Annotated in this window: 29 protein-coding genes and 1 tRNA gene; 18 read left to right on the top strand and 12 right to left on the bottom strand. The window is 69.1% G+C overall.

The window, feature by feature from the left end; genetic code table 11:
- Positions 1-57 precede the first annotated feature (57 nt).
- A complete protein-coding gene (aceE, locus tag DMB42_RS31755; RefSeq protein WP_125639898.1) occupies positions 58-2805 on the bottom strand; it encodes a pyruvate dehydrogenase (acetyl-transferring), homodimeric type in 2748 nt (915 codons plus the stop codon).
- A gap of 1104 nt (positions 2806-3909) precedes the next feature.
- On the opposite strand from aceE, the gene DMB42_RS31760 reads away from it, so the two are divergent.
- The 9 genes from DMB42_RS31760 (at position 3910) to DMB42_RS31800 (ending at position 8453) form a co-directional block, all read left to right on the top strand.
- Complete coding sequence (locus DMB42_RS31760; RefSeq protein WP_125639901.1) at positions 3910-4092, top strand: DUF1918 domain-containing protein; 183 nt, start codon at positions 3910-3912, stop codon at positions 4090-4092.
- A gap of 9 nt (positions 4093-4101) precedes the next feature.
- The gene (locus tag DMB42_RS31765; RefSeq protein ID WP_125639904.1) at positions 4102-4509 is read left to right on the top strand and encodes a secondary thiamine-phosphate synthase enzyme YjbQ; all 408 of its coding nucleotides are present in this window, start codon (positions 4102-4104) and stop codon (positions 4507-4509) included.
- 118 nt (positions 4510-4627) lie between these two features.
- Positions 4628-5056, top strand: a complete 429-nt coding sequence (locus DMB42_RS31770; RefSeq protein WP_125639907.1) for a DUF3052 domain-containing protein — start codon at positions 4628-4630, stop codon at positions 5054-5056.
- Positions 5057-5085: 29 nt separating this feature from the next.
- On the top strand, positions 5086-5547 hold the full coding sequence (locus tag DMB42_RS31775; RefSeq protein WP_125639910.1) for a peroxiredoxin: 462 nt from the start codon (positions 5086-5088) through the stop codon (positions 5545-5547).
- Positions 5548-5561: 14 nt separating this feature from the next.
- The gene (locus tag DMB42_RS31780; RefSeq protein WP_125639913.1) at positions 5562-5891 is read left to right on the top strand and encodes a hypothetical protein; all 330 of its coding nucleotides are present in this window, start codon (positions 5562-5564) and stop codon (positions 5889-5891) included.
- A 154-nt stretch (positions 5892-6045) separates the two neighbouring features.
- Positions 6046-6987 (top strand): ROK family protein, encoded by a 942-nt coding sequence (locus tag DMB42_RS31785; RefSeq protein ID WP_125639916.1) that lies wholly within the window; start codon positions 6046-6048, stop codon positions 6985-6987.
- A gap of 17 nt (positions 6988-7004) precedes the next feature.
- Positions 7005-7079 (top strand) — tRNA-Val (locus DMB42_RS31790).
- A 220-nt stretch (positions 7080-7299) separates the two neighbouring features.
- A complete protein-coding gene (locus tag DMB42_RS31795; protein WP_260478061.1) occupies positions 7300-7746 on the top strand; it encodes a GNAT family N-acetyltransferase in 447 nt (148 codons plus the stop codon).
- A 347-nt stretch (positions 7747-8093) separates the two neighbouring features.
- Positions 8094-8453: a hypothetical protein gene (locus DMB42_RS31800; RefSeq protein ID WP_125639922.1), complete on the top strand. Its 360-nt coding sequence runs from the start codon at positions 8094-8096 to the stop codon at positions 8451-8453.
- Between the two features lie 191 nt (positions 8454-8644).
- Here DMB42_RS31800 and DMB42_RS31805 read toward each other — a convergent pair whose 3' ends face one another.
- Positions 8645-8965 carry a hypothetical protein gene (locus tag DMB42_RS31805; RefSeq protein WP_125639925.1) on the bottom strand — a complete coding sequence of 107 codons (321 nt, stop codon included), beginning with the start codon at positions 8963-8965 and terminating at the stop codon, positions 8645-8647.
- Between the two features lie 309 nt (positions 8966-9274).
- On the opposite strand from DMB42_RS31805, the gene DMB42_RS31810 reads away from it, so the two are divergent.
- From DMB42_RS31810 to DMB42_RS31825, 4 genes are all read left to right on the top strand, one after another.
- Positions 9275-9493 (top strand): hypothetical protein, encoded by a 219-nt coding sequence (locus DMB42_RS31810; RefSeq protein ID WP_125639928.1) that lies wholly within the window; start codon positions 9275-9277, stop codon positions 9491-9493.
- A 491-nt stretch (positions 9494-9984) separates the two neighbouring features.
- On the top strand, positions 9985-11580 hold the full coding sequence (locus DMB42_RS31815; protein ID WP_125639931.1) for a hypothetical protein: 1596 nt from the start codon (positions 9985-9987) through the stop codon (positions 11578-11580).
- 224 nt (positions 11581-11804) lie between these two features.
- A complete protein-coding gene (locus tag DMB42_RS31820) occupies positions 11805-12752 on the top strand; it encodes an NADP-dependent oxidoreductase (RefSeq protein ID WP_125639934.1) in 948 nt (315 codons plus the stop codon).
- A 77-nt stretch (positions 12753-12829) separates the two neighbouring features.
- Complete coding sequence (locus DMB42_RS31825) at positions 12830-13504, top strand: alpha/beta fold hydrolase (RefSeq protein ID WP_125639937.1); 675 nt, start codon at positions 12830-12832, stop codon at positions 13502-13504.
- A gap of 232 nt (positions 13505-13736) precedes the next feature.
- Here the strand turns inward: DMB42_RS31825 and DMB42_RS31830 are convergent, their stop codons facing one another.
- A complete protein-coding gene (locus tag DMB42_RS31830) occupies positions 13737-14300 on the bottom strand; it encodes a YceI family protein (protein ID WP_260478062.1) in 564 nt (187 codons plus the stop codon).
- Between the two features lie 81 nt (positions 14301-14381).
- Here DMB42_RS31830 and DMB42_RS31835 point away from each other — a divergent pair, with 81 nt between their 5' ends.
- From DMB42_RS31835 to DMB42_RS53510, 4 genes are all read left to right on the top strand, one after another.
- The gene (locus tag DMB42_RS31835; protein ID WP_125639940.1) at positions 14382-14870 is read left to right on the top strand and encodes a MarR family winged helix-turn-helix transcriptional regulator; all 489 of its coding nucleotides are present in this window, start codon (positions 14382-14384) and stop codon (positions 14868-14870) included.
- Between the two features lie 103 nt (positions 14871-14973).
- Positions 14974-15606, top strand: a complete 633-nt coding sequence (locus DMB42_RS31840) for a TetR/AcrR family transcriptional regulator (RefSeq protein ID WP_125639943.1) — start codon at positions 14974-14976, stop codon at positions 15604-15606.
- Positions 15607-15701: 95 nt separating this feature from the next.
- Positions 15702-15848: a hypothetical protein gene (locus tag DMB42_RS53505; protein WP_185844956.1), complete on the top strand. Its 147-nt coding sequence runs from the start codon at positions 15702-15704 to the stop codon at positions 15846-15848.
- Positions 15849-15888: 40 nt separating this feature from the next.
- Positions 15889-16032 carry a hypothetical protein gene (locus DMB42_RS53510; protein WP_185844957.1) on the top strand — a complete coding sequence of 48 codons (144 nt, stop codon included), beginning with the start codon at positions 15889-15891 and terminating at the stop codon, positions 16030-16032.
- Between the two features lie 4 nt (positions 16033-16036).
- On the opposite strand, the gene DMB42_RS31845 is transcribed toward DMB42_RS53510, so the two are convergent.
- Positions 16037-16768, bottom strand: a complete 732-nt coding sequence (locus tag DMB42_RS31845) for a LysR family substrate-binding domain-containing protein (RefSeq protein ID WP_125639946.1) — start codon at positions 16766-16768, stop codon at positions 16037-16039.
- Between the two features lie 54 nt (positions 16769-16822).
- Here DMB42_RS31845 and DMB42_RS31850 point away from each other — a divergent pair, with 54 nt between their 5' ends.
- Entirely contained in the window at positions 16823-17194 is a 372-nt protein-coding gene (locus tag DMB42_RS31850; RefSeq protein ID WP_125639949.1) for a DUF5997 family protein, read from the top strand.
- Between the two features lie 78 nt (positions 17195-17272).
- On the opposite strand, the gene DMB42_RS31855 is transcribed toward DMB42_RS31850, so the two are convergent.
- The 8 genes from DMB42_RS31855 to DMB42_RS31890 all read right to left on the bottom strand — a co-directional run bounded on the left by DMB42_RS31855 (position 17273) and on the right by DMB42_RS31890 (position 24011).
- Positions 17273-18637, bottom strand: a complete 1365-nt coding sequence (locus DMB42_RS31855; protein WP_125639952.1) for a TrpB-like pyridoxal phosphate-dependent enzyme — start codon at positions 18635-18637, stop codon at positions 17273-17275.
- A gap of 35 nt (positions 18638-18672) precedes the next feature.
- On the bottom strand, positions 18673-19329 hold the full coding sequence (locus DMB42_RS31860) for a transglutaminase family protein (RefSeq protein WP_125639955.1): 657 nt from the start codon (positions 19327-19329) through the stop codon (positions 18673-18675).
- Positions 19326-20480 carry an acyl-CoA dehydrogenase family protein gene (locus DMB42_RS31865; protein ID WP_125639958.1) on the bottom strand — a complete coding sequence of 385 codons (1155 nt, stop codon included), beginning with the start codon at positions 20478-20480 and terminating at the stop codon, positions 19326-19328. The genes DMB42_RS31860 and DMB42_RS31865 overlap by 4 nt, the downstream gene beginning before the upstream one ends.
- Positions 20481-20495: 15 nt before the next feature.
- Positions 20496-20870, bottom strand: a complete 375-nt coding sequence (locus DMB42_RS31870) for an ectoine synthase (protein ID WP_125639961.1) — start codon at positions 20868-20870, stop codon at positions 20496-20498.
- Complete coding sequence (locus tag DMB42_RS31875) at positions 20867-21136, bottom strand: acyl carrier protein (protein ID WP_229823216.1); 270 nt, start codon at positions 21134-21136, stop codon at positions 20867-20869. The genes DMB42_RS31870 and DMB42_RS31875 overlap by 4 nt, the downstream gene beginning before the upstream one ends.
- Positions 21137-21212: 76 nt before the next feature.
- Positions 21213-22718 carry an AMP-binding protein gene (locus tag DMB42_RS31880; RefSeq protein WP_125639964.1) on the bottom strand — a complete coding sequence of 502 codons (1506 nt, stop codon included), beginning with the start codon at positions 22716-22718 and terminating at the stop codon, positions 21213-21215.
- 139 nt (positions 22719-22857) lie between these two features.
- Positions 22858-23763, bottom strand: a complete 906-nt coding sequence (locus DMB42_RS31885; RefSeq protein WP_125639967.1) for a DMT family transporter — start codon at positions 23761-23763, stop codon at positions 22858-22860.
- Positions 23760-24011 (bottom strand): hypothetical protein, encoded by a 252-nt coding sequence (locus DMB42_RS31890; RefSeq protein ID WP_125639970.1) that lies wholly within the window; start codon positions 24009-24011, stop codon positions 23760-23762. Before DMB42_RS31890 ends, DMB42_RS31885 begins: the two co-directional genes overlap by 4 nt.
- Positions 24012-24158: the final 147 nt, after the last annotated feature.

The following is a 24158-nucleotide window of genomic DNA, read 5'->3' on the forward strand; positions in this document are numbered from 1 at the left end:
CCGGACATGACGGTGCTCCCGCGAGAACAATTCGCGGGAGCGCCGTCTCCGGATGACTCAGACGCCCATCGACTGGGTGTCGTTGCTCTCCGCGCCGCCGGCTTCGGTGACGCCGTTCTTCAGGTGGTAGCGGGCGATGGCCTCGCGCAGCCCCTCGCCGTCGAGCTCGCCCCGCTTGACCAGGCGGGTGAGCACGGCCAGCGTGATCGAGGCGGCGTCCACGTGGAAGTGGCGACGCAGCGCCGAACGGGTGTCGGACAGGCCGAACCCGTCGGTGCCCAGCGAGGACCAGTCACCCGGCACCCACTGCGAGATCTGGTCCTGGACCGCCTTCATGTAGTCGCTGACGCCCACGAACGGCCCGCTGGCCTGCGAGAGCGCCTGCGTCACGTACGGGACGCGCTGCTCGGCGTCGGGGTTGAGCAGGTTGTACTCCTCGCACGCCAGCGCCTCGCGCCGCAGCTCGGTCCACGACGTCGCCGACCACACGTCGGCCGACACGCCCCACTCCTCGGCCAGCAGCCGCTGGGCCTCCATGGCCCAGGGACCCGCCACGCCGGAGACCAGGATGTTGGCCTTCGGACCCTGCGTCTGCGGCGCCTCGGCGAACTTGTACAGGCCCTTGAGCAGGCCCTCGACGTCGAGATCGGCCGGCTGCGCGGGCTGCAGGTAGGGCTCGTTGTAGACGGTCAGGTAGTAGAAGACGTCCTCGGGCTGCTCGCCGTACATGCGGCGCAGGCCGTCCTTGACGATGTGGGCGACCTCGAAGGCCCAGGACGGGTCGTAGGAGACCGCGGCCGGGTTCGTCGAGGCGATGAGCGGCGTGTGGCCGTCCTCGTGCTGCAGGCCCTCGCCGTTGAGCGTGGTGCGGCCGGCCGTGGCGCCGAGCAGGAAGCCGCGGCCCATCTGGTCGCCCATCTGCCACATCTGGTCGCCGGTGCGCTGCCACCCGAACATCGAGTAGAAGATGTAGATCGGGATCATGTGCTCGCCGTGCGTGGCGTAGGCGGTGCCGGCCGCGATGGTCGAGGCCATCGAGCCCGACTCGCTGATGCCCTCGTGCAGGATCTGCCCCTGCACGGCCTCCTTGTACGACAGCAGCAGCTCCCTGTCGACCGCCTCGTACGTCTGCCCGTGGGGCGAGTAGATCTTGGCCGTCGGGAACATGGCGTCGAGACCGAACGTACGGGCCTCGTCGGGGATGATCGGCACGAACCGGTGGCCGATCTCCTTGTCGCGCATGAGGTCCTTCAGCAGCCGTACGAACGCCATGGTCGTGGCGACCTGCTGCTTGCCCGACCCCTTGCCGAACTGGCTGTAGACGTCGTCGCCGGGCAGCTTGACCGGCTTGGCGCGCATGACCCGCTTGGGCAGCACGCCACCGAGCGCCGCGCGCCGCTCCTTCATGTACTGGATCTCCGGGTCGTTCTCGCCCGGGTGGAAGTACGGGGGCAGCTCGCCCTCCAGCGCGGAGTCCGGGATCGGCAGGTAGAGCCGGTCGCGGAACTCCTTCAGCTCGGCCTTCGTGAGCTTCTTCATCTGGTGGGTGGCGTTGCGCGCCTCGAAGTCCTTGCCCAGGGTCCAGCCCTTGATGGTCTGGGCGAGGATCACCGTCGGCTGGCCGACGTGCTCACGGGCCGCCTTGAAGGCCGCGTAGACCTTGCGGTAGTCGTGGCCGCCGCGCGACAGCTTGCGGATGTCGTCGTCGGACAGGTGCTCGACCATCTTGCGCAGGCGCGGGTCGCCGCCGAAGAAGTGGTCGCGGATGTAACCGCCGGTCTCGACCGAGTAGGTCTGGTACTGGCCGTCGGGCGTCGTGTTCATCTGGTTGACCAGCACGCCGTCGACGTCGGCCGCGAGCAGCGGGTCCCAGTCGCGGCCCCACACGACCTTGATCACGTTCCAGCCGGCGCCGCGGAAGTAGGACTCCAGCTCCTGGATGATCTTGCCGTTGCCGCGTACCGGGCCGTCGAGCCGCTGCAGGTTGCAGTTGATGACGAACGTGAGGTTGTCCAGCTCCTCACGCGCGGCCAGGCCGATCGCGCCGAGCGACTCGGGCTCGTCCATCTCGCCGTCGCCGAGGAAGGCCCACACGTGGCTGCGCGAGGTGTCCTTGATCTGGCGGTTGAGCAGGTAGCGGTTGAACCGCGCCTGGTAGATCGCGCCGATCGGGCCGAGACCCATGGAGACCGTCGGGAATTCCCAGAAGTCGGGCATGAGCCGCGGGTGCGGGTAGGAGGGCAGGCCGTGGAAGCCGTGCGACAACTCCTGCCGGAACGCGTCGAGCTGGGCCTCGTTGAGACGCCCCTCCAGGAAGGCGCGGGCGTAGATGCCCGGCGCGGCGTGGCCCTGGAAGAACACCTGGTCGCCCGACTCGCCGTGGTCCTTGCCGCGGAAGAAGTGGTTGAAGCCCACCTCGTAGAGCGAGGCCGCCGAGGCGTAGGTGGCGATGTGGCCGCCGACGTTCGTACGGGCGTTGGCCCGCGACACCATGACCGCCGCGTTCCACCGGATGTAGGCGCGGATGCGCCGCTCGACGTGCTCGTCGCCCGGGAACCAGGGCTCGCGCTCCGGCGGGATCGTGTTGATGTAGTCGGTGCTGCGCAGGCCCGGCACGCCGACCTGGTGCTCGCGGGCCCGTTCCAGCATGCGCAGCATGAGGTAGCGGGCTCTGGTGCGGCCTTCGGTCTTGACGACATTGTCGAGAGACTCGAGCCACTCGTTGGTCTCACTGGGGTCGACATCAGGCAGCTGGCTGGGTAGGCCGTCGCTGATGATCGAGAATCGCTGGCGTCCGGAAGCCACTGGGTCTCGCCTTCCGAGAATGACTGAAGTCTGGTCTGGGTCGCCTTCCATCCTGGTCGCTAGTCGTAGAAAACGCATCTCTACTGACCGGTAACCAGAGCGTCCCTGCTGGCAGGGCCATGTTGGTGGCCTAGACCACCGATGGTAGGACGAATTGCCACCAAAGGTTACATCGGTGGAGGAATTTAACAAGACTAGAAAACGGACGAAATTTCACCCCAATCCTAGGGGGCCGTACCGGCGGGTCGGCCTCCGCCCTGAACCCCTGCCCCGCGGGAGGAAGATCCTCACCCGAGCGGGGGGACGGCACCGCGCCGCGCGAGTCTAGCCTCCGCTCCTGAAGTGCGACTCCGCGGGTCCGCCTCCCGCCCCGCAACTCCCGCGTAGCACTGCCACCGCTCCCTCTCTTCTTGTGGGGTCTGCTGTGGGTGGGTTTCGCTGCGCGCAAAAGCTGACTGTCGGCGTCGATGGGAACGGGACTGGCCGTGAGGGGAGGGACTTGCTGATGCCGGGGCCGTTTGGAGGAACTGGCTCTTGGGTGAGGCGGCCTGCTGTTCGTGGGGCCCTGCGCAAGGGGCCGCTCTTCGTGGACCTCGTCGTCCTTGCAACTGACGGCGACGCCGGATGTACCGTCGTAATTACTGTGTGGTCAGCATCCATCGGCGCGCCACACGAGCAACGACCCGCCACCGCACCGCAGGGAGCCCGACGCGATCACGGATCAGCGGGCCGAGCTCCACGCGCAACGTTCCGTACTAAAGCGTCAGACCGTGCCCCGCGCGGAGGCGTCCGTGCGGGGCCTCAGGCGTCGAGACGCTTCGGCCGAGCCCCCCGCACACCGCCTTGGCGCCCCCGAACGACGGTCCTGGCCGAAAATGAGGCCAGATCGGAATGATCGCCCATCCGGCCCGGTCACACCGCCCGCGACCAGCAGCGGCGAGTACCCCGTACGAAGCCGTCATCGGCCCGCCGAGCCCGAAACTCCGCCCCGCCGGACGTAACGTTTCGGTCATCATATTTTCCCCCTCCGAAGGGGAGGCAAAAAATCGCCGATCTTGCGATCCGGTCTTTTCCTCCGCCCTCCGGCGTACCAATGTGGAAGGTATGAATGCGACGGTAGGAGACCGGCTCCTGATGCACGGGAATACCGTTGGCGAAAGGGAGCGGAGCGGCGTCATCATCGAGGTCCACGGCGTGAACGGCGGGCCTCCGTACATCGTGCGGTTCGACGACGGCCACACCGGGCTGGTGTTTCCCGGCCCTGATGCCGTCGTTGTACCTCAGTAGAATTTCCCTGTGAGATCAGAAATCATCTCCGTGGCCACGGGTTCACGTGAGACCGTGCACGACATCACCGCCGAGTGCGCCGATTTCGTACGCGCGCAGGGAGAAGACGGCCTGCTGCACATTTTCGTGCCGCACGCGACCGCGGGCGTGGCCCTGTTGGAGCTAGGGTCGGGCAGCGACGACGACCTGCTCGCCGCGCTGCGTGACCTGCTTCCGGCGGACGACCGCTGGCGCCATGCTCATGGTTCGCGCGGTCACGGCAGGTCACACGTCATGCCCGCGCTGATCCCGCCGTACGCCACGATCCCCGTGCTGGGCGGGAGAATGGCGCTGGGCACATGGCAGTCCGTCGCGCTCGTCGACCTCAACGTCGACAACACGCAACGCCAGGTTCGCCTGTCGTTTTTGTCGGATTGATTCTGACCGACTACGGCCGTACCCGTGGCGACCGTTGACGACTGAGGGTCACAGCGTGTGGACTGTGCCGAAGCGATAAACCGCATAGAGCGGGGCCACTCAAGCAGGAGGGATAAACGTGAGCGCGACCGCGGGTCAGGCGCAGGGCGAGCGCGGCCTGGCCGAACGACTCGGCCTCAAGCCGGGTCAGGTGGTGCAGGAGATCGGTTGGGACGAGGACGTCGACGACGAGCTTCGCGACTCCATCGAAGACCTGACCGGCAACGAGCTGCTGGACGAGGAGAGTGACGACGTCGTCGACGTGGTGCTGCTGTGGTGGCGCGACGACGACGGGGACCTCTTCGACGCCCTCAGCGACGCCATGCGAGCACTCGCCGAAGGCGGCCAGATCTGGCTGCTGACTCCAAAGGCCGGGCGCGACGGCCACGTGGAGCCGAGCGACATCGGGGAGGATGCCGCTACCGCGGGTCTCTCGCAGACCAGCAGCATCTCAGCCGCACCCGACTGGTCCGGGACCAGGCTCGTCGCCCCGAAGGGCCGACGTTAGGAAACTCCGAGGCCGGCCGATACGGCAGGATGGTGGCTGTGAACGCACATCCTGCCGAGGTCGGCGCACTGGCTCCGGACTTCGAGCTGCAGGACCAGCACGGCGCCCCGGTGAGACTGTCAGGTCTTCGGGGCGAGAAGGTGGTGCTGGTCTTCTATCCGCTTGCCTTCAGCGGGATCTGCGAGGGCGAGCTCACCGCGCTGCGTGACCAGCCTCTCGACGCGCGGGTGCTCGCCGTGTCCGTCGACTCCGTGTTCGCCTTGCGTGCCTGGTCCGATCGGGAAGGTTACGGATTCGCCCTACTCTCCGATTTCTGGCCACATGGACAGGTCGCCCGGGCGTACGGTGTGTTCGATGAGGCGAAGGGGCTCGCACGTCGGGGGACCTTCGTCATCGACGGCGAGGGCGTGATCCGGTGGTCGGTGGTCAATCCGATCTCCTCGGCACGTGACGTCGCCGACTACGTCAAGGCACTCGCCGACATTTCTTGACTTCGGAGGGAACCATGCCCTGCTACCGATGCGGGGCCCGGCAGACCGACCCGGTACGTGGCGCCAGCCCGTGGCAGCGCGGGGTGCGCAACGAGTCCCAGGTGCTGATCTGCCCGGACTGTCAACGCCTGCACGACCTCGATCTCGACTCCTGCGCAACCTGCGGGTCCACGGCGCTCATCTGCCGCCTGGGGGAGATCGAGTGCCGCGCTTGCGGCGCGGTGCGGATGGCCAGGACGCCGGAGGGGTTCGGGGAGTCGGGGGCGTACGTGGGGTCGGGGGCTCCGCCGGGGCTGTCGGCCGAGGTCGAGGCGGCGCTGAACCGGGTGCTGGGCAGAGCCTGATCGGACGGTCCTCGTCCGGCACCTGCCCGAAACCGCCCCCGCCGAGCTTCCAGCTCGCCACCGCCCGCCGTCCCAGCCCCTCCTGCCTGAGAGATTCTCAAGCGTCTTTTCAGACATTTGCTGACCTGCGCTATCGTCTCCTTTCGTGTCCGCTATGAGTTCGTTCGTTGTCGCACTCGACGTCGGTGGCACGTCCATGAAGGGCGGCCTGGTCAGCGAGTCCGGCGAGGTGTTGCTGAGCGAGCGCCGCCACACCCCTCGCGAGGAGGGCCCTGAGGCGGTCGTATCCGCCATTTCCGACTTCATCGGCCATCTGGCCGCCTCCGGCGACAGCGACCCCGCAGGCGTCGGTCTGGCCGTCCCTGGGCTGGTCTCCGAGAACGCGGCCGTCTACGCGGCGAACCTCGGCTGGCGCGACGTCCCCGCCACGAACTTCACCACCCTGGACATCCCCGTCATGCTGGGCCACGACGTCCGTACCGGCGGGCTGGCCGAGAGCATCCTCGGCGCCGGAAAAGGCGTCTCGGACTTCCTCTTCCTCCCCATCGGCACCGGGATCGCCGGCGCCTCCATCATCAACGGCGACCCGTACGGCGGCTCCTCGGGCTGGGCCGGCGAGATCGGCCACACCCCCGTCTTCCCCGACGGCGAGCAGTGCGCGTGCGGTCAGTTCGGCTGCCTGGAGACGTACGCCTCGGCCGCCTCGGTCGGCCGGCGCTACAGCCAGCGCGCGGGCGTCGAGGGCGTACGCGCCGAGCAGGTCGTCGCCTCCGACGACCCGATCGCCATAGAGGTGTGGGACGAGGCCGTGGAGGCCCTGTCACTCGCCCTGGCCACGTACACGCTGCTGCTGGACCCCTCGGTGATCGTCCTCGGCGGCGGCCTGGCGGAGGCCGGTCCCGCCCTGTTCGACCCCGTACGTACCCGCCTGGTCAAGGACCTCGCCTTCCGCGACGCCCCTCCGCTCGTACCGGCGGCTTTGGGCGTGGACGCCGGCATGCTGGGCGCTGCCCTGCTGGGCTGGCGAGCAGCCGGCCGCCCGGAACTGGGCCCCGGCTGGACGATGGATGTGCGATCGGCCCCTCTGGTGTCGTAAGGTGTAGTGCCGATCGGGGGCGGTTAGCTCAGCGGTAGAGCACTCGCCTTACAAGCGAGGGGTCACTGGTTCGAACCCAGTACCGCCCACCAGCAGAAGAAGCCCCGTTTCCCATCTTGGAGACGGGGCTTCGTGCCGTTGGCGATCTTTCGGTCTACCTCCGTAGTGCTGTGCCGGCAGATCGGCGCGGCCCGGACCGAGGCGTGTCCCAAACGCTGCATGAGATCTTCGAGGCTCCTGAGACGCCGACGATGACGCTGCCTCTGAGGAGCGCCGCTCGGCCGTGCTCGGGTGCCTGGCATGCTCTGTGGCGTGATAATTCGTACTGCGACGCGCCGGGATCTGCCCGCGATCATCGCGCTCCTGGCTGATGAGGACACCGTCGTTGATCCCCGGACCGTTGAAGTCGACGAGGCGTACGAGTGTGCCTTCAAGGCCATCGACGCGGATGAGCGGAACGAGATGATCGTTCTGGACGACGGAGACGGTACGGTTCTTGGCTGTCTTCAGCTGACGTACATCCCTGGGCTGGGACGACATGGGCAAGAGCGGGCGCTGATCGAGGCGGTGCGAGTGCGTGCCGATCGACGTGGGGCAGGACTTGGGCGTGAGCTGATCACTTGGGCGATCGAACGCGCACGGGCCCGCGGATGCACCCTGGTGCAGCTCACCAGCAACAAGCGGCGTACCGAGGCCCATCGCTTCTACGGCTCCCTCGGCTTCGTTCGCAGCCACGACGGGTTCAAGCTGTCGTTCTGAAGCTGAGGCGAACGATCGTGTGTCCGTCTGGCTCCACAGGCTTTGGGGTCCAGACATACAGTCGCGATCGGCGTACGACACCGGGCCAGGCCGGTGCGGTGAGGTCGGCGAGCACCGGGAGTGCAGCAGGCGATCACGAGGGCTCGGATGAGATCGTCGGGTCGTCCTGAGGGAAGTGACACTCTCGCCGAGAGCGAGCAACTGCCCCTGTTCCGCTGTGTGCAGCGGTGTGCGCATGTTGGCGGGCGTGAGGAAGTATGCGCGGAACGGATCGACTTTCGCGACGAGTATGGGTTCGTCTGGCTCAAGACGTTCGCCACCGCTATGCCGAATGCCTAGGAGGCTCGATGTCGATCTACTGTACTCGCCTGCTGATGGCCGACGACTGCCCCGACGGTCTGCCGTCGCCGATCGCCTACCTCGGCTCCCATGTCCGCATTGAGCCCGATCCGCGGCGGCATGGGCACCTCAGCACCGCCCACATCCCGCCCTGGTGTGCTTACGGCGTGGAACCCGTCGATGTCGACGAGGCGGGCCCGCCGCTGCCGTACCTCCGGCTGTCCATGGACGGCTACAACGGGAGGGAGCCGGGGCTGGAAGCGTCGGCCACTGTCGTGTTGGACAGGGCGCAGGTGAAGGCTCTGCGGGATGATCTCGACGAGTGGCTGTCCAGCTTGCCCTCTGAGGAGACTGAGAGCCACGGATGAAGAGCTGGCGATGTTCCTGAAGGCGCGTCGGCACGAAGTAACCGAGCGTGCGTCCTTCTCTTCACATCCTCGCTTCGAGGTACTCGGACCCATGAGGCCTACCGCTCCCAGCGGTGCCTGTGACGCCTGTCCACCCTGCCTCCAAGGCGTCGAAGGAGGGGACAATGGATGCTGAGCCGTCGCACGCCTGGCTACAGGTTGTCCAGCATCCTGAACCACTGGAGTGCGATGGAGCCGAGCAGCAGGAGCCACGCGCCCGCCGCCCCTCGCCCCGTCCCCGCGACAACCTGTTTGCCGCGTCCTCTGTGTGACGCGATCGCCCACCCCAAGGCCATCCCGGCACCTGGCACGATCAGGCCGGCGACGCATGATCCGAGCAACCACGCCGCGGACGGCTCCCAGGCGGCCCAGATCGCCCAAACGAGCAGTACGTAGAGGGCGAGCGCGAGCAGGGCTGCGATGGCCAAGAGGGAAGCCCCAGCTGTGGTGCCGCGATCGGAGGCGGAATCCATGCGTTGATGATCGCACGCAGTGGGAGACAGCAGCCCTGCCGGACAACCCTGATGGCCTTACCGAAGCTCTGCGCAGGGTCGCCGTTGCGGGTGTGACATGCACGCCGCCAGCGGCAAGCCTTTGCGACAGGCCCGGCAGTTCATCTCCCGCGACCTTGACGAGTCTGCTGGTCGGGGCCACGTCACCTGGTGTGCAGTCTGCAAGCGCCGGCGCGCGGGCGCTGGGTGGCGGATCGGAGGGTCTGGGAAGGTCGTTAAGGGTGGCGGGCTTCGGCAGACGGTGGGACTGTAAGGGGGGAAGACGACCTGTTGGAGGAGATCGTGAATCGCTCCGAGTTGACCACGAACATGGTCCTCGCCGCTATCCGGGACCACGACTTCGCGGCTTATGACGTCCTGGTCAAGGATTTTCCGTCAGAGGCGGTGATCGCAGGGTTCACGGATGCGGCCAGGTCGGGTTTCACCACCTTCGGGGTGGCAGTACACCTGGCGTCTTTGACGGACAAGGGGCGCGAGCGCCTCAAGTAGTGAACGGCGCTGTTGGCGGGGCGAAACGGTGCTTCCGCTACGACGTTCAAGCTTGCCGCGAATGGTGCTGAGAGCGATTTGACGTTCCTGCGATCGCGCGTGCTTTGACGTCGCTGGTCCGCCTGGTCAGGCCCGCCCTGCTGTACACGTGGATCCCGTTCGGGGAGCTTCGGTCGAGTCTGGTCGGATGGTGTCTCGGGGTCGGCTTCGTGGTTGCTGCTGAACGCTGAGAGTTCGGGCTTCGGTTTGGTCGCGAACCCTCCGCGCATTCGGTGGTGAAATCGCGGGGGAGTGTCGGACTAAGATCGCGTTCCGTGTTGTCGGATGGTTTATGGCGGATTCTTAGGGTTGCGTTAGTCGGGCTGGTTCTCGGGGCGGCGGTTGTGGGGCTGGTGCTCGGCGACGCCTGGCTCTAGGTGGCCGTTGAATGGTCGCCGCCGGCCTATGGCGAGTTCTACGCGCGTGGCGGGCTTGATGCCCCAACCGTTGTGGTGCTGCTCCTGGTTGTCCCGGTGAAGGCCGCGTTCCTGTGGCTGATCCTGCGCGCCCCCGTGCCGGGATCGCTGGACCGCAGGGAGAAGGCGCTGCGCCGGCTGCTGTGTCTGGCGGCGGCGGTCGCCCTCGTGTTGTGGTACCCGATCGCGCTGCTGCCCGGCTCGGTCGATGCGGCGTTCCAGCTCGTGTTGTGGGCCGCGATCGACGTCCTCTATCTGCTGGTCATCCGCTGGCGGTCCCGCGTGCTGCGCGCGGTGGCCGGAGTGCTGTTCGCGGTCGAGTTGACCGGGATGGCCAACGAACTGCTCGACGAACTCGATCTCCCGGAGCTCGGATCGGGCGACCTCGTTCAACCGGGCCTGATGCTGGGCGGAGTGGCGGCGACCGTCGTCACCGTCATCGGGCAGTGGCGTGACGGCCGGTGGAGCCGTGGCACGCTGATCGCCGGATGGTGGTCGGTGGGCGCCTACGCGCTGGTGCTCCCGTTCAACGTTCTCATCGGAAGGATCTCCAGCGGCACTGCGGCGATGCTGGTCCTGATGGACGCGGTGGGGCTCGTCAGCACCGTGTGGATCGTGGCGACCGCTCGTGAACTGTCCGCCGAGAGGCTTCCGGCGGAGCCTCCTCCCGCCAGGCGGCCGGTGGGCCGCGTCGCGATGGCGGCCATGGCCGTACTGCCGATCATGGTGGTGATCAGCCCGGAGCAGAACGCGTATCTCACCTACAGCGGTTGGTCGATCGACTGCTATGACCGGCCCGGCTTCGGCGATCTGAAACCCGCGGAACGCGACGCCGCGTTCCTGTGCCGGGCGCGGAGTACAGAGGGCGGAGGCCCGCCCATGTTCCCGGACAGCCTGTCGGACCAGGCGATCCTCGCGTACGGGCGGGTGCTGTGCCGTACGGAGGACCGTGACGAGCAGGAGGCGATTCTGACGCGGGCCGGGAGCGCGCGGCCCGCCTGGGGTGTGGACTCGTGGGACCTCGTCTATGTCTGTCCGGAGATCGTCGGCGCGACCCGTCCCGAGCTGCTGCGGTCCACCGCGGAGACGGCGGCGGCGGACACCGCCTACACCGCCGAGGAGAACGCGAAGTGCCGCGACCCGTGGCCCCGGACGAAGGGTGTCGTCCAGGCCACGGCCAAGTACTTCCTGTTCGTCGACGGCGATCCCGGCTATCTGGTCCATGACCCCGAGGACGAAGTCGTCGACGAGATGGCGGAGCTGGCGACGGACAGGTCCTACGACGACAACGCCCTCATCGGGGTGGCCGGCAGCGCGGTGCTCATCGGGCACGTCGGGGACGTCAGTGATCTGTGCCTCACGGTGAAGGCCCTTCGCGCCGCGCCGCCATCGCGGACGGCCGGGTGGGATCAGGTGATGGAGGTGCCGATCGTCAGCCGTGGCGGTCGGCTCACCGTGCCTGAGAAGGGCGAGGGGGAGGTGGGCGCGGGTGCTCCGATGCCGAACCTGGCGATCGCGGGGAAGGGGCGTTACCGGCTGCGCGTCTACGTGCGGGTCGACGCAGGGGAGGAGCAGCACCTGGTCGTCGTGTTCCCGGGTGCGTCGAGGAAGAGGCTGGAACTGAAGTCGTGAGCGGCGGCGGGGGCGCGCTCCCCGCCGGCAGCGCAGGCGCCGGAAGTCGTAACTTCGCAACCTGCTGACACGCTCGGCGCGCGCTCTTCCCGGGCGGTTCACGCGCCTGTCGGGGATGTTGCGGGGGTGCACGAGTCCGGCTTGGGCATGGGCGACTGCTCGCATTTACGTACATGGTGTATGTATGTATCATCCTTGTCGTCATCACTCCGGGAGGGGCGGTCATGCGAGCGGTGCAGCAGTCGGCGTGGGGAGAGGCCGAGGCCATGGCGGTGGTCGAGGTGGAGGAGCCTGTGCCGGAGTTCGGGGAGGTGCTGGTCAGGGTCATGGCGGCCGGGGTCAACCCGGTGGACGTCTTCACGCGCCGCGGGCAGGTGTACAACCGGGTGCTCGGCCTGCCGTTCATCAACGGCTGGGACGTCGCGGGGACGGTGGTGAGCGCCGGTTACGGCACGACGCGGTTCCGGCCCGGCGATCGGGTGTTCGGGATGCCGTGGTTCCCCCGGGCCGCGGGGTGTTATGCCGAGTACGTCACCGCTCCCGCCCGCCACTTCGCCCGTATGCCGGAGGGGTTGGGCTTCACCGGGGCGGCGGCGCTGCCGCTCGCCGGGTTGACGGCGTGGCAGATGCTCACCGAGGTCGCCGCCGTCGTCCCGGGACAGCGGGTCCTGGTGGCGGGCGCGGCCGGGGGCGTGGGGCACCTGGCGGTCCAGATCGCCAAGGCCCGCGGCGCGCACGTGACCGGCACCGCGAGCGCCGCCAAACATGCCTTCGTGTGCGGACTGGGGGCGGACGAAGTGATCGACCACACCACGGCGGAGGTCTCGGCGGCGGCGCGTGACATGGACGTCGTGGTGCAGATGTTCGGGGGTGAGGCCGGGCTCAAGGCGCTGGAGTGCCTGCGGCCGGGCGGCGTCCTGGTCAGCGCGCAGGCGGCCTGGACCCCCGGGTTGCGCGAGCGGGCCGGCGAACTCGGTGTGCGTGCCGAGGCCTACCTCGTCGATCCCGACGGCGCCGGGCTCGCCGCGCTGGCCGGACTCGTGGCGGAGGGGCGGTTGACGGTGCACGTCGACGCGGTGTTCCCGCTGGCGGAGGCGGTCGAGGCGCACGAGCTCCTCGGCTCGGGACGTACCAAGGGCAAGGTCGTGCTCGCCGTCGGCGAGCTGAACTGAGGAGGAGCAGTGACGCAACAGCACAGCACGCCCGCTGACACGGGCCGGGCCCACGCAAGGGCGAAGGCGGTGGCGATGTGACGACGTACGTGTTGGTGCATGGGGCCTGGCACGGCGGGTGGTGCTGGCGGCACGTGTCCGCGCGGTTGCGGGAGGCCGGTCACGAGGTTCACGCTCCGACGCTGACGGGTCTCGGCGAGCGCGCCCATCTGGCCGATCCCGGGATCGGGCTGCGGACGCACGTGGACGACCTGCTGGGCCTGCTGACGTACGAGGATCTGCGGGAGGTCGTGCTCGTCGGGCACAGTTACGGCGGTCTGGTCGTACGCGAGGCCGCCGACCGCGCCCCGGAACGTGTCTCCCGGATCGTCATGATCGACGCCTGGGCGGCCCGGGACGGGGAGTCGCTGGAAGACCTGGCTCCCACGTTCTTCCTCGACTGGATCGAGTCGGCCACCGTGAACGGCATGATGCCGCCCTCCTCGGCGGCCACCGTCGGCGTGACGGAACCGGATCAGGTGGCATGGGTCGAGTCCCGGCTGACGGCCCACCCGCGGCGGACGTTCTCCGAGCCGACCCGGTTGTCGGGGGCCGTCGACACGATCCCGTGCCGAGCGGTCATCTGCACACCCGGCGGTCCGATGCCGTTCCCGCGGCTGGCCGAGGAGCACGGCTGGGCGGCGACCGTCCTGGATGTCGGCCATGACGCCATGGTCACCGCGCCGCGGGAACTGGCGGACGTCCTGCTCTGACCCGCGTACGCGTCCCGGACAGGCACGGACCAGGCGGCTCCCTGCCGGATCGGGCGGCCGGGTGTGCCGTTTCGGCGCGGAACCCGTGAAGAGAGGTGACCGAGGTGAAGATCGGCCACCTGCCGCCCACCCGCGCCCTGGCCGTACGCGGCGAGAACGATCCGTCGGGCCGGATCGCCGGCGGGCGCCGTTGTCCGGCGCCGCGCTTGACCGGCAGGTCCCGTCGATCTGGTCAGGCGGTCTTGACGGCGGACAGGTCGAACTCGAGTGTGATCCTCTCGGAGATCATCACGCCGCCGGTCTCCAGGACGGCGTTGTAGGTAATGCCGAAGTCCTTGCGGTTGATCACCGTGCTGCCCTCGAAGCCGACCCGGGTCAGGCCCTGGGCGTCGACGGCCGTGCCGGCGTAGTCGAGCGGGACGGTGATCTGCCGGGTCGTCCCGCGGATCGTCAGGTCGCCGGTGACCTCGAAGCTGTCGCCGTCGAGGTGCTTGACGGAGGTGGAGTCGAAGGTGATGTGGGGGTGCGCGGTCGCGTCGAGGAAGTCGCCGGTGCGCAGGTGGTCGTCGCGGAGCTGGTTGCCGGTGTGGATGCCGGTCGCGTCGAGGACCACGCGGACGGTGGAGGCGGCCGGGTTGCCGGCGTTCAGCTGGGCGGTGGCCTCTTGGACGGGGATACTGCCGCGCACCTTGGTCACCATCGCATGGCGGGCGACGAAGCCGAACCGGCTGTGTGCAGGGTCGATGGTGTAGGCGCCGGTGAGCTCGCTCGGATACATGGTCGTGCCCGCCTTCACATTTAGTTCAGTACTGGAAATTTCGGCACGACAGTACATTGATTTTATTTCAGCACGCAACCTTCAAGTACGATCGCTTCCATGACGCGATGGCTCACCGACGACGAACAGCACACCTGGCGCACCTTCGGACTGGCCGTCCGCCTGCTGACCGACCGCCTGGAGCGCGATCTGCTGGCCGCGGCCGACATGCCGCCCACCTACTACGAGCTGCTCGTCCTGCTGTCGGAGGCGCCTCAGCGCACCATGCGCATGAGCGAGCTGGCGCACTGGACCAACTCCAAGCCCAGCCGCATCTCACACGCGGTCAACAAGCTCGAACAGAAGGGCTGGGTGCGCCGGGAGCACTACGCCGACGACCGGCGCGGCTGGCTGGCCCGGCTCACCGACGACGGAGCCGCCGCGCTCCTGGCCGCCGCCCCCGAGCACGTGGCCAGCGTCCGCGAGCACCTGATCGACCTGCTCACCCCGGAACAACTGCGGCAACTCGCCGACATCGGCCAGGTCCTGCTGGATCACCTGATCGAGCCGGACCGTACAGCTGATCGGACGCGACGAATCCAGGGATGAGGGGCCGGCCTGGCCGCGGGACAGGGGCCGATGGCACTCCGCAACGACGAAACCCCTGGTGCCGTGATCGGCCAGGTGCAGAACAAGAGGAGGAAGTACGCGGGTGGCAGAGAAGACGAACGTACGACGGAGCCAGCACGAGCGCACCCAGGCCACCACGGCCGCCCTGGTCGCGGCGGCGCGCGAGCTTTTCATCAGCGACGGCTTCGCCGCCACCGCGGTGGACGGGATCTGCGCCAGGGCCGGCGTGACACGTGGCGCGTTCTACCATCACTTCAGCAACAAGGAACACATCTTCCGCGAGGTCTACGCCGCCGACCAGAAGGCGCTCGCGACGCTCGTCCGGCAGGCGTTCCAGGCCCAGCCGGATCCTTGGGACGGGGTGTCGGCCGGGTGCCGGCGCCTGCTGGAGGCCTCCCTCGAACCCGGCGTACGCCGGATCACGCTGGTCGAGGCGCCGGGCGCGCTCGGCTGGACCGCCATGCGAGACATCCAGGCCGGGTGCAAGGAGCAGATGCGGCGCGGGCTGGCCATCGCGATCGAGGCCGGGTGCATCCCGGACCGGCCGTTGGACCCCGCCACCTCGCTGCTGTACGGGGGGATCTGCGAGAGCGCCCTGGACATCGCACGCGCCCCGGACCAGCGTGCCGCGCTGGAGGACACGCTGGCGGAACTCGACCTGGTGCTCGCCGGGGTCGCCCGTCGTACGGCTCCGGGGTGCACGCACACGAGCTAGGGAGCGGCGTGCGGACGCCGCCACGTCGAGTGCCTATGTTCGATGATCATGGGTAGTGCTGTGCGACCACCCCAGCTACAGAAGTGGAAGCCGGCATGATCACTCTTCTTCTGCTCGTTCTCGCTCTGGCCTGTTTCGTGTTGTCGGCGTTCAACATCGGCGGCGCGCGGATCAATCTGCTCGCGCTCGGCCTGGCGCTCTGGGTGCTGAGCGAGATCATTCCTCGGCTCGGTGAGCTCTGATCGCGGCCTGAGATCGCGTCGTACGGGCAGGAACACTCCTATGGACGCCCTCACCATCATCGCCCTGCTGGCGCTGCTCGCCGGGATCCTGGTCGCCCTCACTCAGAAGGTATGGCCCGTGGCGCTGTTGTGCGGAGGGCTGTTCCTGTCCGTTCTCGCCGATGCCGGTCTCATCATCAGATAGGTGGTCAGCGGGGGCGGGGGCCCTTCCGCCGGCGGTTGGCGGCGACGTCACGGCGGGCGGAGCGGTTCTGGGCGGGCTTCTGAGGTTGCCGCCGGGCCGGCTTCTCCGCGGGGGCGGCGGCGGGGGTACGGCCTCGGGAGCTGTTCACCGTCCGGCCGCGGACGATGCCGATGAAGTCCTCCACCAGGTCGGTGGTCGCGTCCGTGGGCCAGGCCAGGGCGATCTGGGACTGGGGGGCGTCCGTCACCGGGCGGTAGATGAGGTCCTTGCGGTGGTACAGGCGGGCCAATGACTGCGGGACCAGGAGGAGGCCGGTGCCTGCGGCCACCATCTCGATCGCGTCCGCCGTCGTCGCGGGACGGGTGAACGCGGGCTGCCCCGGGCGGGACGCCGTCCACTCGATGGTGTCGTCGAGGGGGTGGAACACCTCGTCGTCGGCCAGGTCGGCGACGGTCACCTCGTCGGCGGCGGCCACCGCGTGGTCCTTGGGCACCACGACCACCGTGGTCTCGACGTAGAGGGGGATCACGCTGAGGCCGTCGCGGTCGACCGGCAGCCTGACGAACGCGGCGTCGGCGGCGCCGTCCCGCAGCAGGCCGACCGCCTCCCCGGCCGGGACCGTGACCAGGGTGAGCGGCACGTCGGGCAGCCTTTCGGCCCAGACGCCGACCCATTTGGCGGGGGTCACCCCGGGCACGTACGCCAGGCGGAAGGTGTTGCCGGTCTCGTCAGTCACCTCCACAGGGTATCGATGTCAGGGATACCGGTCCGACTGGCTACGCTTGGGGCCATGACCTCGTCCAAACCGAAGAGCATCCAGACGATGAAGCCCGAGACGGCGGCCAAGAAGCTGGGTGTCCTCCTCTCGGCCACGCCCGCCGAGTTCCAGGCGGGCGTCGTCTCCAGGGACGAGCTCAACGAGTTGCAGGCAAAGCCGCCCGCGTGGCTCGCCGACCTGCGGCGTAACGGGCCGCATCCCAGGCAGGTCATCGCCGCGAAGCTCGGGGTCTCGATCTCCGGGCTGCTCAGGGGCGGGATCACCGAGCCGCTCACCACCGCCGAGATCGACGCGCTGAAGGCGGACAACCCGGACTGGCTGGAGCGGGAGCGGACCGTCCAGGCCGAGAACCGCAAGGAAGCGGCCCGGCTCAAGCAGCGCTGAGCGCGTAAACCGCCTCTGACAAGTACGCCACCACCTTCACTGTGAAGGCGGTGGCGTACTGGGTGAGGGGCGCGGCGGTCAGGCGCGGGCGAGGTCCGGGATGCTGGACAGGCCGAGTTCGAGGTCCTCGTCCGACGGCTCGTCGTCGGGCAGCAGCCCGGCCTGGAACTTCTCGTACGCGGCCAGGTCGAAGTGGCCGTGGCCGGACAGGGCGATGAGGATCGCCTTCGACTGGCCCTGCTCGCGGCAGCGCAGCGCCTCGTCGATGGCGGCTCGCACCGCGTGCGCCGACTCGGGGGCGGGCACGATGCCCTCCTCGCGGGCGAACAGCACACCGGCCTCGAAGCAGGCGTGCTGCCGCACCGCGACCGCCTCCATCAGCCCGTTCTCGACGGCCCGGCTGATCAGCGGCGAGATGTCGTGGGCCCGCAGGCCGCCGGCGTGTACGGGCGGCGGCACGAACTTGTGGCCCAGCGTGTGCATACGCGACAGCGGGGTGAGCCGGGCCGCGTCGGAGTGGTCGTAGGCGATGCGGCCGCGGGTCAGGGTGGGGCAGGCCACCGGCTCGGCGGCGATGAGCCGGATGTCGCGGCCGCGGCGGAGTTTGTCGCGCAGGAACGGGAAGCACATCCCGGCCAGGGTGCTGCCGCCGCCGCACGGGCCGACCACGATGTCGGGATAGTCCTCGGCGAGCTCCATCTGGAGCATCGCCTCCTGGCCGATGACGGTCTGGTGCGCGCACACGTGGTTCAGCGAGCTGCCGCGGGTGTAGCCCAGGTCGGGGTTGGCGTAGGCGATCTCCAGGGCCTCGGACTTGGCGATGCCGAGGCTGCCGGGGTGGTCGGGGTCCTCGGCCAGCACGGCCCGTCCGGCCGCGGTGAGCGGGCTGGGGCTGGAGTTGCAGACGGCGCCGTACGCCTCCATCAGGGCCCGCCGGTACGGCTTCTGCCGGTAGCTGACGCCGACCATGAAGACCTGCGCGGTCAGCCCGAACATCGCCGCGGCGGAGGCGATCGAGCTGCCCCACTGGCCCGCGCCGGTCTCGGTGACCAGCCCGGTCTTGCCGATCTGCTTGTTGTAGTACGCCTGCGGCACCGCCGAGTTGGGCTTGAGGCTGCCGACCGGCGAGACGCCCTCGTACTTGTAGTAGATGCGCGCGGGGGTGTCCAGGGCGATTTCGAGGCGGCGGGCCCGGTAGAGCGGGGTCGGGCGCCACTGCCGGTAGATGTCGCGGACGGGCCCGGGGATCTCGAACTCCGGCTCGGTGCTGAGCTCCTGGTCCACCAGCGGCTCGGCGATCGTCCTGCACAGCTCGGCCCGAGTGATCGGCGCCCCGGTGGCCGGGTCGAGGATCGGGGCCGGCTCGCCGAAGTCCGCGGCGATGTTCAGCCACGTGTACGGGATGTCGTCCTCGTTCAGCGTGTATTTGACGCGCTCGTTCAACGGATACCTCTCAAGGGGACTTCGTCGATGGGATGTCAGACGCCCGCTTCTGCGGTCAGCGAGCCCTTCACGGTCTGGTCCTGCTCGCCCAGCAGCCCCGGGTGGGACGTCCGGAACGCGTCCAGGACCAGTTCGTAGGGGAAGTCGTCGAACTCGCCGTGCCAGTGCAGGAACTCCATGTGCCGCCGACCGGACTCGTCGTGCGGGTGGTAGACGCTGTCGGCGGTGCCGTCGAACTCCAGAGGCTTCAGGCGGTACAGCCGGCAGAGCATCTTGTTGAACACGGGGGTGGCCTTCACCCAGCGGTCTTCGAGCTGGACGGAGACCAGGCCGTGGAAGCGGAACACGTCGCCGCCGACGAGCTCCCTGAGCCGCCCCGAGGCCAGGTGGTTGCGCACGTCTGCGAAGACCAGCCGGGCCGGGATGCCGAGCGAACGGGCGGCGGCGGCGTACACGACCGACTTGTGCAGGCAGAAGCCGCTGCCGCGGGAGATGATCGTGCTGGCCCGCAGGCCGTCGCGGGACATGTCGATGTCGTAGACGTCGTACAGGATGGTGTCCCGCACCGTGTAGTAGAGGCGTACGGCCTGTTCGGTGGGGGTGGTGGCGCCTTCGACGGCCCGCCGGGCGAACTCGTGCACCACGGGGTGGCCGGCGTCCAGGAACGTGGTGGCGGCCAGGTCAGCGGTCATGTGTGTGACTCCTTGAGTCCGAGCATCCGGGCGATGCGGATCCGTTGCATCTCCGAGGTGCCGGAGTAGATGGTGCCGCCGACCGCGTCCCGGAGGTCCTTCTCCAGCCCGGTCTCGGTCAGGTAGCCGCTGCCGCCGAAGACCTGGATCGCGGCCAGCGCCGACTTCACGTTCGCCTCGCTGGTCAGCACCTTGGCGATCGCGATGTCGGTGGCGACGTCCCGGCCGGCTGCGAAGCCGCGCGCGGCGTCGTACAACCAGCGCCGGGCGGTCTCCAGGCCGATCTTCATGTCGACGATCTGGCCGGCGACCATCTGGAAGGAACCGATGGGACGGCCGAACTGGCGGCGCCGGGAGGCGTGCTCCACGCAGCGGTCCAGCCGGTGCCGCATCGCGCCGGCCTGGACGATGAAGGAGCACAGGATCTCCCAGCGCATCACGTGCTCCAGCACCGTGAAGCCCATGCCGGGCCGGCCCACCACGTTCCCGGCCGGGACGCGGCAGTCGCGGAAGGTGAGCTCGCCGAGCGGCGAGGTGCGCAGACCCATCTTGGGCACGTCCGGGCCGGCCAGCACGCCCGGGGTGTCCCGCTCGACCAGGAAGGCGGTCAGCCCGAACGGGCCCAGATCGCGGTCGGTCACCGCGTAGACCACGATCAGGTCGGCGACCGGGCCGTTGGTCACGAGCACCTTGTCCCCGTCGAGGATCCAGTGATCGCCGTCGGGCTTGGCGGTCATGCCCATGCCCAGCACGTCGGACCCGCCCCCGGGGTCGGTGATGGCGTGCGCGGTGATCGTCGTCCCGGCGCAGATGCCGGGCAGGTGGCGGGCCTTGAGCTCGGGACTGCCGAAGCGTTGCAGCGGGATCCCGGCGCTGACGATCTGCGTGCAGAGCGAGAAGCACAGCCCGCCGTCCCTGCAGCCCTCGCCGAGGCCCTCCAGGACGTACATGGTGCTGAGCAGGTCCAGCCCGCGGCCGCCCCACTCGGGGGCGAACGGCAGGCGCAGCAGCCCGGAGGCGCGCACCTGCTCCCACTTCCGCGCCGGCAGTCCGGCGTCGCGGTCGGCGTCCAGGTGGCCTTCGCCCAGCACCTCGTACCAGTCCGCGAACTCGGCCCGGAGCTCGCGGTGTGTGTCGCTCCACTCATCCATGGGAGACCAGATCCGTCAGTAGTGGGAGAACTGAGCCTCTGCGAGCTGGTGGCGCTCGTCGCCCTGCAGCGCGGGGGAGAAGACGCAGATCAGCCGCAGGTCCTCGCCGGGGTCGGCGATCAGGTGGTGCGGGTCGTTCTGGTCGAGGGCGTACATGGTGCCCGGCTCCAGGACGTGGTGGCGGCCGTCGGCGTCGATCACGGCGCCGCGCCCACTGATGCAGTAGCAGGCCTCCAGGTGCTTGCGGTACTGGAGGGGGGAGCTGGTCCCGGCCCAGACGATCGTGTCGGTGAGCGAGTAGCCCATGCCGTCGCGCTCGACCAGGAAACGGTGGCTGAGGCCGTTCCCCCACTCGACCGGCGTCACGTCCGAGATCTTGCGGATGATCATTTCAGTGTCCGTTCTGCTGGTGCTGACAATGCTGTTCCGACGAATTCGCGAATGGCCGCCACGGTCCGGAAGTTCTCCGGGGCGATGTCGAGCTCGTCGACCGGGATGTCGAACCGGTCCTTGATCCAGCCGATGAGCTTCAACAGGCCCAGACTGCTGATGACCCCGTTGCGGAAAAGGTCGTAGTCGGCCTCGAGTTCGTCTGGCGGAGTATCCGGGAGATACTCGGTCACCACGAATTCTTTAATCTGAAGTGTGATGTCCACGAAAGGCAGCATCACACGCGCGCGCACGCGGTCGCATCTCCGAGAATGCGCGTGCCCGCAATTGCCTTTTCGTACGTCAGCCGATGCGCTTCCGGTCCACCTTTCCGGTCGAGGTACGCGGGAACGGCTGCTCGACCAGCCGGATGGAGGACGGGATCGCGGCCCTTGGCAGCCGCATCGCGCAGTGCGTACGAAGGCGCAGCCCCGACAGCCGGCCCGGCCCGCTCCCGCGCACGAACGCCGTGAGCCGGGTCTCGGCGCCGTCCACGGCCGGGACGACGGCCGCCTCCACGACGTCGTCGTGCTCCAGCAGCACCCGTTCGATCTGCTCCAGGTTCACCCGGATGCCGCGTACCTTGAGCTGGAAGTCGTCCCGGCCGACGAGGAACAGCCGGCCGCCGGCGCCGCGGCGGACCAGGTCGCCGGTGCGGAAGTAGCGGCTGCCGTCCGGGCCGGTCACGAACCGGCCGGTCGCCGCCGCCGGGTCGGGCGTCACGTAGCCGGCGGTCTGGAACGGCGTCCTGACCAGCAGCTCGCTGCCCCCGTCGTCGGGCGGGAAGGGGGCCAGATCCGGGCCGAAGGCGGCGATGACGCCGGGCAGCGGCTCGCCGATCGGCAGCGGGCCCGGCTGGACGGCCTCGGCGGCGTCGAACTCGTGCCAGAAGCTGTCGTTGGTCTCGGTGCAGCCGTAGACGTTGTGCAGGCGGGCGTTGGGGAACCTGCGCGGCAGGGCGGCGCGTACCGGGACGGGGGCGTGGTCGCCGGTGACGATGACGTGCCGTACGCCGGGGAAGACGTCCTCCTCCAGCAACTGGTACAACATCGGCACGCCCTGGACCACGGTGACCCCGGAGGAGGCGAAGAAGCCGGAGACATAGCGTGGGTTGGCGGCCAGGGCGGGGTCGACCAGGGCGACGCAGCCGCCGCTCCGCAGTGTGGCCCACACGTCCAGCAGGCACAGGTCGAAGTTGAGCGGCGCGTAGTTGAACACCACCTCGCCGGGGCCGAGGCCGAACGCGTCGCCGGCCCAGTCCGTGAACCGGGTCACCGCGCCCGCCGACAGCGGGACGATCTTCGGGGCGCCGGTCGAGCCGGAGGTGGTCAGCATGAACGCGGTGTCCGCGTCGCCGACCGCCACCGGCTCCGGGAACACGGCCCGGGAGCCCGGCCGGTTGCCCGGCCCGCCTCCGGTGCCGCCGCCCGGTCCGCCGTTCGGCCCGCCGATGACGGCGGTGACGGCTTCCGGGTGTTCGGCGGCGTCCTCGGGGGTGGCGGCGAGCACCTGGACGCAGCCCGCCCGCGCGCACAACTCGCCGAGCGCGACCGTTCCCAGGTCGATCGGCGGCAGCAGCACCGGCCGCCCGGCCGAAAGGCAGCCGAGCACCAGCGCGACCGCCTGCGGGGATTTACGGGCGAGCACCGCGACCGGGCCCGGCGGAAGGGCGTCCAGTTCTTTTTGGGCCCGGCCGGACAGCGCGGCCAGTTCGGCGTAGCCGACGGTTTCCGTTCTGGTGCGCAGCGCCGGCGCGGACGGCCGTTTCCTGGCGTGCGCGATGAAATCGCGAATCAATTGTGTGGTCATCTGAGGTCACCCATCGATTTCTTTGGTTGGCGGGGTCCTGCCGGATACCAATGATTTTCTTCGATGTGCGACTTCGGTATCGGGATCGGGAGCTTCAGCTAATTGCCCGCGTGGTGCAGCTTCCTGCTACGCGAAAGTGTCAGGACCGTACTTCCAGTTCCGGTTCCCGTTCCGCCGCGGGGGCGGGTGGCTCCTCCTCGGCGCGCGTGGCGAGCACGCAGCCGCCCAGGATCAGTACGAAGGAGACGACGATCAGGGCGGTCAGCGGCTCGTTCAGGATCATCACCCCGGCGACGATCGCCACCGCCGGGTTCATGTACGTCGACACCAGCGCGCGTGACGGCCCGGCCTCCTTGATCAGCTCCACGAACACCACGAACGCCAGCCCGGTGCAGACGACGCCCAGCCCGACCAGCGCCGCCAGCACCTCGCCGCTCGGCATGGCGGACGGCCACGTCCAGATCGCGGCGGGTGTGTAGACCAGCGCGGCCAGGGTGAGGCAGGCGGCCGTCAGCGGGATCGTGGGCAGGTCCCGGAGATGGCGGTCGGCGATGAGCGGGGCGATCGAGTAGCAGAGCGCGGTCAGCAGCACCTCGCCCATCGCCCAGGCGTCGCCGCCGCCCAGGTGCGGCCCGGCCAGTACGGCCACGCCGGCCAGTCCGACCACCAGCCCGGCCCAGCGGGCCCTGCCCAGCCGTTCGCCGCCGCCGGTCAGCCGGGCCAGCGCCACGCCGCGGATGGGGGCCGCGGCGATCAGCAGCCCGCTGGTCGAGCTGGTCAGCCGCCGTTCGGCGTCCGAGAGCAGCCACCAGGGGGCCAGGATCTCCAGGCAGGCGAAGCCGATGACCGGCCGCCAGTAGCGCCGTACCATCGCGAGTTGTCCGCCGCGGATGGCCAGCGGCAGGAGCAGCGCGGCGCCGATCGCGGTGCGCGCGAAGACCAGCACGGGCACCGGCACGCCGCCGACCGCGACCTTGATGAGGAGGTAGGGGATGCCCCAGATCACGGACATCAGGGCGAACAGCACCCAGCCACGGCGGCTCACATGCGGCTCCTTGGGATCGAGAGGGACGTCTGCGCGAAGGCAGGGGGAAGGGCGGTCGAACGGCCCGGCGACGGGACGCGGGCGTGCGCGGCCGACGAACCGCCGGACACCCTCCGGCCCACGTCGGGCGAGAGTGGTCGGGGTTCGCCGCGCAGGTCGCGCAGGTCGCGCGGGTCGCAGGGGTCGCGCGGGGGAAGGGGGCCGGGGATGCGGGGCGGTGGCCTGCGGAAGACCTCCGGCGAATCCATGAAAATCCTCCAGCCGATTCGCTGCCGCGCGACAATTCCCGCACGAAAGCATTTCTCCCGACAATCGCACGGCCCCCGTGTCGCGGCTTCTTCCAACGTGCTCTTCCGGTGGACAATCGGCTGGCACCCAAGGGATGCTTGACGCGC

The organism is Nonomuraea sp. WAC 01424, assembly GCF_003947315.1.
Lineage (GTDB): Bacteria > Actinomycetota > Actinomycetes > Streptosporangiales > Streptosporangiaceae > Nonomuraea > Nonomuraea spiralis.

Excerpts from the sequence above, each read along its gene's own strand:
- DMB42_RS31880 (WP_125639964.1), bottom strand. The coding sequence starts at position 22,718 with ATGACCACACAATTGATTCGCGATTTCATCGCGCACGCCAGGAAACGG.
- DMB42_RS31800 (WP_125639922.1), top strand. The coding sequence starts at position 8,094 with ATGTCGATCTACTGTACTCGCCTGCTGATGGCCGACGACTGCCCCGAC.
- DMB42_RS31785 (WP_125639916.1), top strand. The coding sequence starts at position 6,046 with ATGAGTTCGTTCGTTGTCGCACTCGACGTCGGTGGCACGTCCATGAAG.
- DMB42_RS31775 (WP_125639910.1), top strand. The coding sequence starts at position 5,086 with ATGGTGGCTGTGAACGCACATCCTGCCGAGGTCGGCGCACTGGCTCCG.
- DMB42_RS31865 (WP_125639958.1), bottom strand. The coding sequence starts at position 20,480 with ATGGATGAGTGGAGCGACACACACCGCGAGCTCCGGGCCGAGTTCGCG.
- DMB42_RS53505 (WP_185844956.1), top strand. The coding sequence starts at position 15,702 with ATGATCACTCTTCTTCTGCTCGTTCTCGCTCTGGCCTGTTTCGTGTTG.
- DMB42_RS53510 (WP_185844957.1), top strand. The coding sequence starts at position 15,889 with ATGGACGCCCTCACCATCATCGCCCTGCTGGCGCTGCTCGCCGGGATC.
- DMB42_RS31890 (WP_125639970.1), bottom strand. The coding sequence starts at position 24,011 with ATGGATTCGCCGGAGGTCTTCCGCAGGCCACCGCCCCGCATCCCCGGC.
- DMB42_RS31760 (WP_125639901.1), top strand. The coding sequence starts at position 3,910 with ATGAATGCGACGGTAGGAGACCGGCTCCTGATGCACGGGAATACCGTT.
- DMB42_RS31835 (WP_125639940.1), top strand. The coding sequence starts at position 14,382 with ATGACGCGATGGCTCACCGACGACGAACAGCACACCTGGCGCACCTTC.
- DMB42_RS31850 (WP_125639949.1), top strand. The coding sequence starts at position 16,823 with ATGACCTCGTCCAAACCGAAGAGCATCCAGACGATGAAGCCCGAGACG.
- DMB42_RS31870 (WP_125639961.1), bottom strand. The coding sequence starts at position 20,870 with ATGATCATCCGCAAGATCTCGGACGTGACGCCGGTCGAGTGGGGGAAC.
- DMB42_RS31805 (WP_125639925.1), bottom strand. The coding sequence starts at position 8,965 with ATGGATTCCGCCTCCGATCGCGGCACCACAGCTGGGGCTTCCCTCTTG.
- DMB42_RS31820 (WP_125639934.1), top strand. The coding sequence starts at position 11,805 with ATGCGAGCGGTGCAGCAGTCGGCGTGGGGAGAGGCCGAGGCCATGGCG.
- DMB42_RS31780 (WP_125639913.1), top strand. The coding sequence starts at position 5,562 with ATGCCCTGCTACCGATGCGGGGCCCGGCAGACCGACCCGGTACGTGGC.
- DMB42_RS31860 (WP_125639955.1), bottom strand. The coding sequence starts at position 19,329 with ATGACCGCTGACCTGGCCGCCACCACGTTCCTGGACGCCGGCCACCCC.